Origin of the sequence: Actinoplanes subtropicus, assembly GCF_000721705.1 — a bacterium.
Taxonomy (GTDB): domain Bacteria; phylum Actinomycetota; class Actinomycetes; order Mycobacteriales; family Micromonosporaceae; genus Actinoplanes; species Actinoplanes subtropicus.
The window spans coordinates 34,072-48,457 of sequence record NZ_JOJL01000012.1; the positions used below are offsets into that span (position 1 = coordinate 34,072).

Consider the following 14,386-nt stretch of genomic DNA (forward strand, 5'->3'; position numbering starts at 1 on the left):
GCCTCTCCGCAGATCGACATGGTCACGCACGATGACAGCGCACCCGCCGAATCCATCGAGAACATCGGTTTCCCGACGCCCGGCCAGACGGTCTTCCGTGTCGCCGACTTCCCGCCGGACGCCAGCTACCCGAAGAACGCGGGGGACACGATCTTCGATGAGATCGACGGCCACGAGGAGCGGGTGACGAGCGACGACGGCGCCGACCAGAAGCATTTCTGGTTCCACCGAACCGACTCGCTCGACTACGCGATCGTCCTCGACGGCGAGATCACTCTGATCGTCGACGAGGGTGAGGTGACGTTGAAGGCCGGCGACGTGGCGGTTCAGCGCGCCACAGCCCACGCCTGGTCGAACCGCACGGACAGGATCGCCCGGGTCGCCTTCGTCCTGATCGGTACCGAGCCGATCAGTCCGGCCGAGATCGCCGCCCAGCGCACGGGGGCGCAGGCCTCCTCGCCGGCGTGATCGTCGACGACTTCGCGGCCGACGGCGACATCATCTGGCGGCCGTCGGCGGAGACGATCGAGAGCGCCCAGACGGAGCGGTTCGCCGCCTTCGTACGAGAGCGCGGCCAGCACCTCCGGCCTGGCTACGAGGGACTCTGGCGCTGGACCGTCGACGAGCCGGACGCGTTCTGGGCCGCGTTCGCAGAGTGGGCGGGCATCCGCCTCGGCGGGGCGCCGGGGCCGGTGACCAACGGCGCCGGGATGCCCGGAACCCGTTGGTTCCCCGGGCGGACGGTCAACTTCGCACGCCACCTGCTTGCGGGACGCGCGGGCGCCGCGATCGTCGCGGTCTCCGAGGACGGGGCAACCGAGGAGTGGTCGTTCGACCGCCTGCGCGGCGAGGTCGGGGCCCTGGCCGCGCACCTGCGCTCTCTCGGAGTGACGCCCGGGGATCGCGTCGTCGCGGTGCTCCCCAACATCCCGGAGGCCATGGTCGGGCTGCTCGCCGCCGCCTCCATCGGAGCGGTGTGGTCGGTGTGCGCGCCGGAGTTCGGGCCCGGTGCGATCGTCTCGCGGTTCCAGCAACTGCGTCCGAAGATCGTCATCGCCGCTCCGGGCTACCGGCTCGGCGGCAAGGAACGTGACCGCCGGCCCGAGATCGCTGACGTGCTTGCACAACTGCCCGGCGTGGTTGAGGTCATCTGGGTCAGCCACCGCGCCGCGACGCCTTGTCCCGACCAGGCGGGCGTTGCGGCCGTGGACTGGTCCGAGGCCGTGGGCTCCTGGCGGGAGCCGGACTTCGTCGACGTGGAGTTCAGCCACCCGCTGTGGGTGCTGTTCTCCTCGGGCACCACCGGTATCCCGAAGGGAATCGTCCACGGCCACGGCGGAGCGCTGTTCGAGGAGCTACAGATGCTCTATTTCGGCGGCGACCTGCGCCCCGGCGACCGTTACCTCAGCGTCGCCTCGACGAGTTGGGTCGTCTGGAACTCGCTCGTCTCGTCGATCGGCGTCGGCGCCACGCCGGTGTTGCTCGACGGCAACCCCACCTACCCGTCGCTGGACCGGGTGTGGGAGGTGACGGCCGCCACCCGGGCTGCCGTGCTCGGCGTCGGCGCCGGCTTCCTCCACGCCTGCGGCAAGTCGGAACTCGTCCCCCAGGCGGACCATGACCTCTCGTCGCTGCGGGAGATCCAGGTCACCGGCTCCCCGCTGTCCGTCGACGGCTTCAGGTGGGTTTACCGGAACGTTGGGGACGTCTGGCTGGTCTCGATGAGCGGCGGGACGGACATCGCCGGCTGCTTCGTCGGCGGAGCACCCACCGAGCCTGTGCGGGTCGGCTACATCCAGGCGCCGGCGCTCGGCGTCAAGGTCGAGTCATGGGACGACAAAGGGAGGCCCACGCCCGGGACGGGCGAACTCGTCGTCACCGCGCCGATGCCTTCCATGCCGCTCTACTTCTGGAACGACGAGGACGGGGCCAGGTACGCGGCGAGCTACTTCGAGACGTATCCAGGCGTATGGCGGCATGGTGACTTCATCACGATCTCGGACAAGGGCATCCAGATCCTGGGGCGGTCCGACTCCACGTTGAATCGCAACGGCATACGCCTGGGATCCGCGGACATCTACGCCGTCGTCGAGTCGCTCCCCGAGGTGGCCGAGGCGATGGTCGTCGGTGCCGAGATGGGGCCGGAGGCCTATTACATGCCGCTGTTCATCCAGCTCAGCCCGGGTACCGACCACGAGAGCGCGCGGGCGGCGGTGGAGAAGGCGATCCGGTCAAACCTCTCGGTCCGGTACCTTCCCGACGACCTGGTCGTCATGCCGGCGGTGCCGCACACGAAGACCGGCAAGAAGCTCGAAGTGCCTGTCAAGCGACTCCTGCAAGGCGCGGCCCTCGCCGATGTGGTGGACCTCGACGCCGTCGACGACCCCGCGCTCCTGCAGAAGTACGCCGCTTTCGCCGCCGCTGCGGCAAGGGCTCGCGCAAGGGGCTGACGCGTTTCGTTCGGGAACGTTTCGCCCGGGTTCCCCATGTACGCGGGTCGGAAACTCCGGAGATCCAGGAGCCCTGGCTTCGTGTCGGACCGGAAGAATCCCTATGCTTCTGGCTGTGGCAGTCAGGAGCGAACAAAGTCGCCAGGCAATCCTGGACGCAACGATGAAGCTGCTCGACGAGCGCGAACCCGGGTCGATGTCCCTCCAGCAGTTATCGATCGAACGGATCGCCCGGGAAGCCGGCGTCAGCAAGACCACGATCTACCGGTGGTGGCCGAATAAGGCTGCCGTGGTAATCGACACGTTCCTCGAGAACCACATCCTTGCCACGCCGCTGCGTGAGGACCTACCCGCGGTTGACGCCCTCCGCGAGCACATCCTGGCCCTCGCAGCCCTCTACGGCGGCCACGAGGGTCGTTTGATGGCCCAGCTCATCGCCGAGGCGCAGTACGACCCGCCGACGCTCGAGGAGTTCAAGAAGCACTTCTGGCGCCCGCGTCGCGAACTGGTGAATCGTCTGATCGAGCGGGCAATGTCCGAGGGTTCCATCCGGAGCGACCGTCACCCGGACCAGATTGCCGAGCGCGTGTACGCGCCGATCTATTTCAAGCTGCTCTTCCAGGAGGGCTCGTTCGACGCTGAATCCATGGCGGCCGGCTTCGATCTTGCCCTTGAAGGCATCGCGAAGCAGTGACACTCCGGACGCGTTGAGCTCGTGCTTCGTCTTCTGCGCAGATTCTCGTGCCCTGGCTCGACCAGCGCCGGCCCAGTTACGGCAGCGAGCCGAAGCAGGCATTCGACACTAGACGTTTCGTATCGGTTCGCCTAGCATTCGATGGGAGCGCTTGAGGTCTGGTGAGCGGATGGGCGTGGCGATGCGACCATGGAGGAGACCGAAGTGGGTGCACATGGGCCGGGCCGGATAAGCGTCCACATTCCCGGCTTCACACACGCCAACCCCATCCCCGCGGCCAGCATGATCGGGCCCTTCCTGTGCTCAGGAGCGATCACCGGCCGCGATCCCGCGACCGGCGAAATGCCAGCGAGCCCAGACAACCAGTGCGCGAACGTGTTCGTCCATGTCCGCGCGCTGCTCGAAGCGGCAGGCGGCACAACGGACGACATCCTCAAGATGACCTTCCACCTCGCCGACCGGAACGACCGAGACGCGCTCAACCGTGAATGGCTCGCGATGTTCCCCGACCCCGCGAGCCGTCCCGCGCGCCAATCGCTCGCCGCCCGGCTGGATGGTGCGGCGCTCATCCACTGCGATCTACTGGCCGTCGTCCAGGCATCGCCGAGATGACGCAACGGCTTGCCGCCCACCTGGCGCTCCGCGCCATGACCCGATTCTTGCCCGTCCCGTGGCGGTCGGCTCAAGCGCCCGGCTGAGATTGATGTGCAGCCTTCGGACCGAGAGGGTCCAGGAATGACTGCAGGGCTACAACGCTGGCGCCGGTGGTGTGTCGGCCGTCGTGGGTTCCGGTGACGGAGGCGCTGGCTTCAAGGACGCCGCCGTGTTCCTTGGTTCTTCGCTGTCGCGGTGACCTCGAGGTGCCGGCGATCAGCCGGGTGAGAGGCTCGTGACGACTGTGACGTAGCACGAGCCGGTGGCGTACCTCGGCCGCGTACTCGAGGCGTTGCTCTGCGGGGGCAGCCGTCATTCGGGCGGGCGACTCGGGCTTGGGTCGGGCGCGGGTAGGCCGGCCTGGAGCCGCGTCAGGGAGTCGTGGATCAGGTCGGCCAGAGCGGCGTCGGTCGTCGGCCGCGCCCAGTGCGTGATCGAGGTGCTTATCGCAGTGATGGCGGCGCCGGCGAGCAGGTTGGCGTAGGTGTCGGTGCGCGGGTCGGTGCCGGTGCGCTCGGCGATCACCTCGGCCAGGGAAACCCGGCTGCGGTCGAGCACCAGCAGGTTCTCGGCCAGCAGCGTGGGGTTCGCCACGATTGCCCGCATCAGCGTGGCGAATTCGGTTCGGTTGCCGGCGATCTCGGTGACGGCTTGGGGTAGGACCCGCAGCAGACCGTCCCAGATCGGCTCCCCGGCCGGGCGGGCCCGGAGCCGGGCGGCCAGCGTCAGCTGCTGCTGGGCCAACTCGTCGAGGATCGCCTCCTCCCGGTTGCGGAAGTGGTAGCGGAACGTGCGCGGCGCCATGTCGGCCGCCGCCGCGACGCTCTCCGGGGTGACCGCGTCCAAGCCCTGTTCCAGCATCATCGACCACGCCGTACGGCTGAGTGCCGCCCGCGTCGCCGCCTTCTTGCGCTCCCGCAGGCCGGGCTCCGATGTCATGCCTCTACCCTCCAATTTCGCTGCCAATATTGCAAGCTTGCAAATTTTGCAGTTATTGTGGCCGGGCGTCGCACGGCACGCCCATCCATCCGCATGACGGAGGACCATCATGACCACGTTTCCCGTCGGTTTTCTCTGGGGTGCGGCGACGGCGCCGCACCAGGTCGAGGGCAACAACCTCAACAGCGACTTCTGGCAGGCGGAGAGCGCCGTGCCGGGCATGGAGCGCAGCGGCGACGCCTGCGACAGCTATCACCGGTACGCCGAGGACATGCGCCTGCTGGCCGAGGCCGGCCTGAACTCCTACCGGTTCGGCATCGAGTGGGCGCGCGTCGAACCCGAGCCGGGCCTGGTCTCCCGGGCCGAGCTGGCGCACTACCGGCGCATGATCGACACGGCGCTGGGGCTCGGCCTGACGCCGGTCGTCACGCTGCACCATTTCACCAACCCGCGCTGGTTCGCCGCCGAGGGCGGCTGGACGGGCGGGCGGGCGGTCGACCGGTTCCGCTCGTACGCCGAGACGGTGACCACCATCCTGGACGGGGTGCCCTGGGTCTGCACCATGAACGAGCCCAACATGCTCGCCCTGATGACCATGATGGCCCGCTTGGCCGCCGATCCGGAGCGGCAGAAGCAGTGGCAGAGCCCGACGCTGGAGGACAAGGACGGCCGGGCGCCGCTGCCCGACCCCGACCCGGGCATCGGGCGCCGCCTGGTCGAGGCCCACCACGCGGTCCGGGAGATCGTCCGGGAGCGGACCGGCGCCGCGGTCGGCTGGAGCATCGCGAGCCAGGCGCTGATCGCCCGCCCCGGTGGCGAGGAGAAACTGAAGGAGCTCCAGTACGTACGGGAGGACCTGTACCTGGACGGCGCGAAGGGCGACGACTTCGTCGGGGTGCAGTCCTACTCCAGCCAGTGGGTCACGGCGGAGGGCATCGAGGCACACCCGCCGCACCCGGACAACACGCTCGTCGGCACGGCGTACCGGCCCGATGCCCTCGGCCTGGCCGTGCGGCACACGTGGGAGGCGACCGGCGGCATCCCGATCATGGTCACCGAGAACGGCATCGCGACCGCGGACGACGAGCGGCGCGTCGCCTACACCTCGGTGGCGCTGGAGCACCTGGCGGCGGCCGTCGCCGACGGCGTCGACGTGCGCGGCTACCAGCACTGGAGCCTGCTGGACAACTACGAGTGGGGGCACTGGCGGCCGACGTTCGGGCTGATCGCGGTGGATCGCGAGACGTTCGTGCGGACGCCGAAGCCGAGCCTCGCCTGGCTGGGCGGCGTCGCCCGGCGGAACGGACTGTGATGCTGAGGCCCCGACCCACCGCGACCCGCGAGCAGCTGAACCTCGACGGCCTCTGGCGCTTCTCGCTCGACTACGCCGGGGGTCCGCTCGACGGGACCCTCGAGGCCGCCGTGCCGGCCAGCTACAACGACCTGTTCACCGATCCGGCGATCCGCGACCACGTCGGCTGGGTCTGGTACCAGCGCACCGTCCGGGTTCCCCGGGGCTGGGCCGGCGAGCGCGTCTTCGTCCGCGTCGACGCCGCCACCCACCGGGGCCGGGTCTACGTCGACGACATCGCGGTCGCCGAGCACGCCGGCGGCTACACGCCGTTCGAGGCCGACGTCACCGACCTGGTCCGCGCGGGCGAGGAGTTCCGGCTGACCATCGGGGTGAACAACGAGCTCACCGAGGTCACCATCCCGCCGGGCACGGTCACCATGGGCCAGGACGGCCGCCCGAGGCAGAGCTACCAGCACGATTTCTACAACTACGCCGGGTTGCACCGCTCGGTCTGGCTGCACAGCGTGCCCGAGGTGCACATCACCGACGTCACGGTGGTCACGGCCCTGGACGGCACGGTTTCCTACGAGGTGGCGACCAGTGCCGACGCCGAGGTGCGGGTGCGCGTGCTCGACGACACCGGGGCGCAGGTCGCCGTGGGGGAGAACGGTGTCGCCAAGATCGACGATCCGATCTGGTGGCGGCCCGGCGCGGGTTACCTGTACACGCTGGTCGCCGAGATCGACGGGCGGGACGTCTACGAGCAGCCCTTCGGGGTGCGCACCGTCGAGGTCCGCGGCGCCGAGTTCCTGATCAACGGGGAGCCGTTCTACTTCACCGGCTTCGGCAAGCACGAGGACACCCCGGTCCGGGGCAAGGGGCACGACGACGCCTATCTGGTGCACGACTTCCAGCTGATGAACTGGATCGGGGCCAACTCGTTCCGCACTTCGCACTACCCGTATGCGGAGGAGGTTCTGGATTTCGCCGACCGGCACGGCATCGTGGTCATCGACGAGACCGCCGCGGTCGGGCTGAACCTGGCGATCGTCTCCGGCCTGACCGGTGCGCCGCCGCGGCCGACCTTCTCCCCGGAGACCTTCGGCGACGAGACGCGGGCCGCGCACGCGCGGGCCGTCACCGAGCTGATCGCCCGGGACAAGAACCATCCCAGCGTCGTCATGTGGAGCCTGGCCAACGAGCCGGCGTCGAACGAGGACGGCGCCCGCGAGTACTTCCAGCCGCTGGTGGAGCTGGCCCGCACGCTGGACCCGACGCGGCCGCTGACCTACTCCGTGGTCATGTTCGCCACCTTCCAGAACGACAAGATCGCCGACCTGTTCGACGTGCTGTCGATCAACCGCTACTACGGCTGGTACGTCGCCGCCGGCGACCTCGCCGCCGCCGAGCAGTACCTGGAGGGCGACCTGCGCGGCTGGGTCGCGACGTTCGGCAAGCCGGTGATGATGTCCGAGTACGGCGCGGACACCATGCCCGGCCTGCACGCGGTGTGGGACACGCCGTGGACCGAGGAGTACCAGGCCGCCTACCTGGCGATGAACCACCGCGTCTTCGACCGGATCGACGAGTTCGTCGGCGAGCACGTCTGGAATTTCGCCGACTTCCAGACCTCGCACGGCATCCACCGGGTCGACGGCAACCGCAAGGGCGTCTTCACCCGCGACCGCCGGCCCAAGGCCGCGGCTCAGGAGCTGCGCCGCCGCTGGCGCGGGCTCGACGGTGGCAAGCCCAGCCGCTGAACCGCCGGCGGCGCGGTTCCCGGCCCCCCGACCGCGCCGCCGGTTCCCCCTGCAGAAGGAGATCTCTTATGTCCACCGCTGATGTAGCGGGCAGATCCCTGGCCGAGCTGACCGCCCTGACCGGCCGGCGCGCCGTCGTCACCGGCGGCGGCCGAGGACTGGGCCGAGCGATCGCCGCGCGCCTGGCCGAGGCCGGCGCCGACCTGGTGATCGGCGACCTCGACGAAGGGCTCGCCGGGGTCGTCGCCGAAGACCTGGCGAGCCGCCACGGCGTACGGGCGATCGGCGCCGCCATGGACGTCGCCGACAGCGCCTCCGTCGCCGCGGTGGCGGAGCGTGCCGTCACCGATCTCGGCGGCTTGGAGATCTGGGTGAACAACGCCGGCGTCTTCCCGAGCGTCCCCCTGCTCGACCTGACCGACGAGACCTGGGACCGGGTCTTCGCGGTGAACGCCCGCGGTGTGTTCGCCGGCACGCGGGAGGCGGCCCGCCGGATGCGGGGCGGCGGGGTCATCGTGAACATCGTCTCCACCGCCGGTTTCCGCGGCAGCGCGCCGGGCCTGGCCGCGTACGTCGGCTCGAAGCACGCCGTCCGCGGCATCACCCGCGAGATGGCCCTCGAGCTCGCCCCGCTGGGCATCCGGGTACTCGGCGTCGCACCGAGCTTCGTTCCCACCGAAGGCACCATGGCCGCGGCCGCCGAGGCGGGCGTGCCGGCCGGCGACGTACCGACGCCGCTCATGCTGACCGGCCCGGTCGGCCGGGTCGGCGTCCCGGACGACATCGCGCGCGTGGTCCTGTTCTGCGCGTCGGACCTGTCGACCTTCATGACCGGCAGCACGCTGCTCGCCGACGGCGGCGACACCGCCTGACTGAAGAAGGAGGCCCTCGTGGCCGAAGTCAGCCTCGAACCGGCGGTCCTCTCGACCCCGCCGCTGCGGCGGGTCACCCGGAGCCACGTCGCCCTGCTGATGGCCGCCAGCTTCGGCGGCTCCATCGCGTTGCTGGTCCCCCTGACGTACGCGCTCGCGCTACGCATCTCCGAGCTCGCGCCGGACAACGAGGAGGTTCTGGGGTACGTCACCGGCACCGCGCAGCTGATCTATCTCGCGTTGAGCCCGCTCATCGGCATGTGGAGCGACCGAACCCGGTCGCGGTTCGGCCGGCGCGGGACGTTCATGCTGGCCGGCGCGGCCCTCGGCCTGGTCGCCCTGCTCCTGGTCGCCGCCGCGCCGACGATCCCGTTGATCGGCCTCGGCTGGGTGTTCGGCATGATCGGCTGGGCGACCGCCGGCGGGGCCGTGCAGACCCTGCAGGCCGACATCGTGCCCGAGGAGCAGCGCGGCCGGGTGTCGGCCCTCACCAGCCTCGCCACCCAGATCGGCCCGGTGGTCGGCATCGGCATCGCGTATGTGGTCTCGTCGAGCACGCTCCTGGTCTTCCTGGTGCCCGGGGCGATCGGCGCCGTGCTCCTGGTGCTCCTGCCGATTCTGCGGCCTGAGGCCGGCTCCCGCGAATTCGTGCCCGCCACCCGGATGGGCGCGAAGGAACTGTTCGCCGGCTTCGTCTTCGATCCGCGGAAGCACCCGGACTTCGGCTGGAACTGGCTTGGCCGCTTCGTCTTCTTCCTGGGCCTGTATCTCAACACGACCTTCGGCACGTTCTTCTACGCCCAGCGGCTCGACCTGCCCGTGCGGGAGGTCGCCGGGGTGGTCGCCTCGATCGGGATCCTGGGTGTGCTCGCGGCCGCCGTGGGAGCCATCGCCGGCGGTTTCCTCTCCGACAAACTCCGCCGCCGCCGGCTGTTCTCGTTCATCGGCGCGGCGCTGTTTGTCGCCGGCGCCTGCGTCGACGCCTTCGCTCACTCGCTGCCGCGGCTCATCGTCGGCACGGTGCTGATGCAGCTCGCCATCGCCGTCTTCGCCGCGGTCGACCAGGCGATCGTCTTCGCCATCCTGCCTGACCGCACGCAGGCCGGGCGGTACATGGCCGTCGTCGCGTTCGCTCAGAAGATCCCCAGCGCGGTCGCCCCGCTCATCGCCCCGCTGATCATCACGATCGGCGCGGCCGGCGCCGAGAAGAACTACACCCTGCTCTACCTGTCCGGGGCCGTGCTGGCCCTGTGCGGCGGCCTGATCGTCCTGTGCAAAGTCAAGTCGGTGCGGTGATCTGAATGAGCCCTTCCCCCTACGACCTGCGGATCGACAGCGGCGGAGACCAGTTCGCCGTCTCCGGGCCGGCGCCTCGGCTGTCCTGGAAGCTGCCGCCCGGCAGCGGGCGCCAGACCGCGTACGAGCTGGCCGCCACCGTCGACGGCGAGGCCCGGTCGGCGACCCGCCGGGGCGACCCGGACCACCTTTACGTGTCCTGGCCGTGGACGCCGCTGAGCAGCGGTCAACGCGTGACGTGGCGAGTCCGGGTCACCGACCCCGGCGGCGTCGCGTCGGACTGGTCGCCGTGGAGCACCTTCGAGACGGGCCTGCTCGACGGGGACTGGCAGGCCCGCTGGATCTCGCCGGTCGAGACCACCGATCCGGGCTACGGGAAACGGCCTGCACACACCCTGGCGACGGCGTTCGAGGCGACGGGCGAGGTCGTCTCCGCCCGGCTGTATGCGACCGCGCTCGGTGTCTACGAGGCGTTCGTCAACGGTGAGCGGGCCGGCTCCGCCGAGCTGTCGCCTGGTTCGACCTCGTACGACCGTACGCTCTACGCGCAGGCGTCCGACGTGACCGCCGCCGTCCGGCCGGGGCTCAATCGGCTGGCGATCCTGCTGTCCGACGGCTGGTACCGCGGCCAGGTCGGCGCGTTCCGGCGGCCCGCCGGCTGGGGCACGGAACTCGGCGCGCGGGCGGAGCTGCACCTGGCGTACCGGGACGGCTCCCGCCAGGTGGTGTGCACCGACCGGGGCTGGACCAGCGCGGGATCGGCGATCACCCGGGCGGATCTGATGGACGGGCAGACGGTCGACTTCTTCGCCGGCCCGGGCGCCCAGCGGCCGGTGCTGGTGGATCGGGTCACCGCGCCGCCGGTCGAGTGGTCCCCGGCGCCGCCGGTACGGGTCGTGGAGACCCGTCCTGCCGTGTCGGTCGACAAGGTCGGGGACGGCGCCTGGGTGGCGGACTTCGGGCAGAACGCCTCCGGGTGGGTGACGCTGACCGACCTCGGCCCGGCCGGAACCCGCACTGTGATCGACTACGGCGAGTACGTCGGCGCCGACGGTGATCTGTCGACCGCGCACCTGGACACGCACGGCGCTCCGGGCGAGGCGCCGATCAGTTTCATGCAGCGGGACGAGGTCGTCTCCGCCGGCGGCGAGGAGACGTTCGAGCCGAGGCACACGGTGCACGGCTTCCGGTACGCCCGGATCCGGCGCGACGGCGCGCCGCTGGACGCGGCGAGCCTGGCGATGCGGGTCGTGCAGACCGATCTGCGGCGCACCGGCAGGTTCGCGTGCAGCGACGACGACCTCACCAGGCTGCACGAGATCGCCGAGTGGAGCTTCCGGGGCAATGCGGTGGACGTCCCGACCGACTGCCCGACCCGGGAACGCCTGGCCTGGACCGGTGACTATCAGATCTTCGTGCCGACCGCGACGCGGCTCTACGACGTGCTCGGCTTCAGCCGCAAGTGGCTGCGCTCGGTCCGCGACGACCAGCTGCCCGACGGCCGGATCACGAACTTCTCGCCTGACGGGCGCCGCATCAAGCTCCACCTCGACGATCAGTTCGCCGCGATGACCGGATCCGCCGGGTGGGGCGACGCGATCGTGGCGGTTCCGTGGGAGCTCTACGAGTCGTACGGGGACCGGCAGGTGCTCGCCGAGAACTGGGCGGCGATGGTCCGCTGGGTGCAATGGGCGCTCGGCGCGGCCGCCACGGCCCGGCACCCGTCCCGCGTGGAACGCTCGGCCGAGCCTCGGCCGCACGAGCGCTACCTCTGGGACGGCACGTTCCACTGGGGAGAGTGGGCGGAGCCGAAGCCGCGCGCCGCCGACGGGACGCTCATCGATCCGATCAAGACCAACCCGATGGCCTGGTTCCTGGCCGACAAGGGCGAGGTGGGTACGGCCTACCTCTACCGCTCGACGGCCACGCTCGCCCGCGTCGCGCGGTTGCTCGGCCACACGGACGACGCCGCCCGGTATGCCGAGACCGCGGACCGCGTCCGCGCGGCGTGGCAGACCGAGTTCCTCGGGGCCGACGGACGGACGAGCGGCGACACGCAGGCAAGCTACGTGCGCGCACTGTCCTTCGGCCTCGTCCCCGACGACCTGCGGGTGGCCGCCGCGGAGCGGTTGGCCGAGCTGGTCCGCGCCGCCGGCACGCACCTCACGACCGGCTTCCTGTCGACCGGTGACCTGCTGCCCGTGCTCGCCGACACCGGGCACACCGATCTCGCGTACGAGCTGCTCCTTCAGCGCACCGCGCCGTCCTGGCTCACCATGCTCGAACGCGGCGCTACGACGATCTGGGAGGACTGGGAGGGCATCGACGCGAACGGCACGGCCCACGACTCGCTGAACCACTACAGCAAGGGCGCCGTGATCCGCTTCCTGCACACCCACACCCTCGGGCTGCGGCAGGCGCCCGGCTCGGCCGGCTGGCAGTCGTTCGTGGTCGCCCCCGTCCTTCATCCGTCGCTCACCTGGGCGGCCGGCACCCACGAGACCCCGCACGGCACGATCCGCGTGTCCTGGCAAACGGACGGCCGCGAGCTGCGCCTCGCGGTCGACGTGCCGCCGGCCACGACCGCGAGCATCGTGTTCCCCGACGGCACCACCGAAACCGTCAGGGGCGGCACCTTCAACACCGCCCGGCGGCTCAGCTGAGACCGCGCGCCGCGATCACCATGGCGTCGCGGACGGTCGCGCGGAGGCCGTCCGGGTCGGCCTCGGCCGGCTCGGTGGTGAACGCGTAGTGCTCCATCGCAGCCCGGAGTGCGCCGTTGAAAGCGGCGGCGTACACCCGGATGGCCAGATCGGGGGCGGGCAGGCCGGCGCGGCCGGCGAGCGCGTCGGCGATGACCGGCTCGGCGTCGTCGACCGAGTGGATCCACACCAGCCGCAGGCCGGGCTCCGTGCGAGTCAGCCGCACTAGATCGAGCAGGGCTGGGATGTCGGCGCCCATCCGGTCGGCGGCGATCGCGTCCGCGGTCTGCCGCACCATGGCCTCGAACAGCTCGTCGGCGTCACCCCCGGGGCGCCACCGGCGCAGCGCCTCCGCCGTGACCGCGAGCGGCTCGGACAGCAGCGGCATGACGCAGTGTTCCTTGTTGGGGAAGTGCCGCCACAGGCTGCGCACGGAGATCCCGACCGCGGCGGCGATCTCCTCCGCCGAGGTTGCGGCCACGCCCTTGGCCAGGAACAGCCGCACCGCCTGCCGGGCGATCTCGCGCCGGATCGCCGCCTTCTGCTGCTCGGTCTGCGGTGGCCGGCCCGCCTGCCGGCCGGTTGCCACCCGTTGCCCGCCGCCCGACACCCAAGCCTCCCGCCCATCGGTCCGTCCGGCCCCATCCTAGGCCGTACCTGCGGGAAGTTTCTGTCAATCGAATGCCAAAATTTAGAGGAGGGGCTCACATGCCCGTACGCTGGGCTGTCGTCGGCACCGGAGCGATCTCGCAACGCTTCGTGCCCGACCTGCGCTCGATGCCCGGCGCGGAGGTCGTCGCGGTGTTCGGCCGGTCCGGGTCCCGTGCGTTCGCCGCCGAGCACGGCATCGCGGCCGCGTTCGACGACTATCCCGCGCTGCTCGCCGATCCGGTGATCGACGCCGTCTATCTCGCGACCCCGTTCGGGACGCACCGCCGCATGGCCCGCGCCGCCCTGGAGGCCGGCAAGCACGTTCTCGTCGAGAAACCCATGGCACGGACCGCCGCCGAGGTGGCCGACCTGTTCGCTCTCGCGGCCGAGCGCGGACAGTTCCTCATGGAGGCGATGTGGATGAAGTTCAACCCAGGATTCCGGGACGTGTTGCGGGTCATCGCCGAGGGGCTGATCGGCGAGCCGCGCAGCATCCGCGCCGGGTTCGGTGTTCCCTTCCCGGGCGATCGGGCCGGCAGCCGGTGGGATCCGGAGCGTGGCGGCAGCACCCTGCTCGACCAGGGCATCTACCCGGTGACCCTGGCGCATGCCGTGTTCGGGCCGCCCGCTGCCGTGCACGCTTCCGGGATGGTGGAACCGAACGGCGTCGACGTGGCCGAGCACATCACGCTCGACTACGCGGGCGGCGGGTTCGCGCACCTGGCGGCCTCGATGGTCGAGTTTGTGGAGCCGTCGGCGGCGATCAGCGGCACCCACGGGTGGGTCGGCATCCCGCCGATGTTCTGGGCCACCACGTCGTACACGCTGCACGCCGGCTCGCGAGAGGCGTTGTTCGGCAACCCGCCGCGCACCGAGCTTCCGCAGGAGGGCAACGGCTTCGTGCCGATGCTGCGCGCGGCCGGCGAGGCCATCGAGCGGGGATGGGTGCAGCACCCCGAGCACAACGCGGCCACGACGATCGAGGTCTTCCGCACGCTCGACGCCATTCGCACGCAGCTGACAGGCAATTTACGGCAACCGCTTGCCAAGCCAGCGGCGATCAAGGTCCAGTGA

Annotated in this window: 12 protein-coding genes; 10 read left to right on the forward strand and 2 right to left on the reverse strand. The window is 70.6% G+C overall.

Features of this window, described 5'->3' with window-relative positions:
- Nucleotides 1-18 precede the first annotated feature (18 nt).
- From IH26_RS0118390 to IH26_RS0118405, 4 genes are all read left to right on the forward strand, one after another.
- Complete coding sequence (locus tag IH26_RS0118390; RefSeq protein WP_211268677.1) at nucleotides 19-468, forward strand: cupin domain-containing protein; 450 nt, start codon at nucleotides 19-21, stop codon at nucleotides 466-468.
- A complete protein-coding gene (locus tag IH26_RS0118395) occupies nucleotides 465-2,450 on the forward strand; it encodes an acetoacetate--CoA ligase (RefSeq protein ID WP_051808260.1) in 1,986 nt (661 codons plus the stop codon). Before IH26_RS0118390 ends, IH26_RS0118395 begins: the two co-directional genes overlap by 4 nt.
- A gap of 103 nt (nucleotides 2,451-2,553) precedes the next feature.
- Nucleotides 2,554-3,144, forward strand: coding sequence for a TetR/AcrR family transcriptional regulator (locus IH26_RS0118400; protein WP_051808261.1), 591 nt, complete (start codon nucleotides 2,554-2,556; stop codon nucleotides 3,142-3,144).
- A gap of 189 nt (nucleotides 3,145-3,333) precedes the next feature.
- Complete coding sequence (locus tag IH26_RS0118405) at nucleotides 3,334-3,756, forward strand: RidA family protein (RefSeq protein WP_030437442.1); 423 nt, start codon at nucleotides 3,334-3,336, stop codon at nucleotides 3,754-3,756.
- A gap of 354 nt (nucleotides 3,757-4,110) precedes the next feature.
- On the opposite strand, the gene IH26_RS0118410 is transcribed toward IH26_RS0118405, so the two are convergent.
- Nucleotides 4,111-4,737, reverse strand: a complete 627-nt coding sequence (locus tag IH26_RS0118410) for a TetR/AcrR family transcriptional regulator (protein WP_030437443.1) — start codon at nucleotides 4,735-4,737, stop codon at nucleotides 4,111-4,113.
- A 109-nt stretch (nucleotides 4,738-4,846) separates the two neighbouring features.
- On the opposite strand from IH26_RS0118410, the gene IH26_RS0118415 reads away from it, so the two are divergent.
- The 5 genes from IH26_RS0118415 (at nucleotide 4,847) to IH26_RS0118435 (ending at nucleotide 12,622) form a co-directional block, all read left to right on the forward strand.
- Nucleotides 4,847-6,049, forward strand: a complete 1,203-nt coding sequence (locus IH26_RS0118415; RefSeq protein ID WP_030437444.1) for a glycoside hydrolase family 1 protein — start codon at nucleotides 4,847-4,849, stop codon at nucleotides 6,047-6,049.
- Nucleotides 6,049-7,791, forward strand: a complete 1,743-nt coding sequence (uidA, locus tag IH26_RS0118420; RefSeq protein WP_030437445.1) for a beta-glucuronidase — start codon at nucleotides 6,049-6,051, stop codon at nucleotides 7,789-7,791. The genes IH26_RS0118415 and uidA overlap by 1 nt, the downstream gene beginning before the upstream one ends.
- 68 nt (nucleotides 7,792-7,859) lie before the next feature.
- On the forward strand, nucleotides 7,860-8,663 hold the full coding sequence (locus IH26_RS0118425; protein ID WP_030437446.1) for an SDR family NAD(P)-dependent oxidoreductase: 804 nt from the start codon (nucleotides 7,860-7,862) through the stop codon (nucleotides 8,661-8,663).
- A gap of 18 nt (nucleotides 8,664-8,681) precedes the next feature.
- The gene (locus IH26_RS0118430) at nucleotides 8,682-9,959 is read left to right on the forward strand and encodes an MFS transporter (RefSeq protein WP_211268678.1); all 1,278 of its coding nucleotides are present in this window, start codon (nucleotides 8,682-8,684) and stop codon (nucleotides 9,957-9,959) included.
- A gap of 5 nt (nucleotides 9,960-9,964) precedes the next feature.
- Nucleotides 9,965-12,622 carry a family 78 glycoside hydrolase catalytic domain gene (locus IH26_RS0118435; protein WP_030437448.1) on the forward strand — a complete coding sequence of 886 codons (2,658 nt, stop codon included), beginning with the start codon at nucleotides 9,965-9,967 and terminating at the stop codon, nucleotides 12,620-12,622.
- On the opposite strand, the gene IH26_RS0118440 is transcribed toward IH26_RS0118435, so the two are convergent.
- Nucleotides 12,615-13,271, reverse strand: coding sequence for a TetR/AcrR family transcriptional regulator (locus tag IH26_RS0118440; protein WP_211268679.1), 657 nt, complete (start codon nucleotides 13,269-13,271; stop codon nucleotides 12,615-12,617). The two genes, IH26_RS0118435 and IH26_RS0118440, sit on opposite strands and share 8 nt — an antisense overlap.
- A 98-nt stretch (nucleotides 13,272-13,369) precedes the next feature.
- Here IH26_RS0118440 and IH26_RS0118445 point away from each other — a divergent pair, with 98 nt between their 5' ends.
- Nucleotides 13,370-14,386 (forward strand): Gfo/Idh/MocA family protein, encoded by a 1,017-nt coding sequence (locus tag IH26_RS0118445; protein ID WP_051808262.1) that lies wholly within the window; start codon nucleotides 13,370-13,372, stop codon nucleotides 14,384-14,386.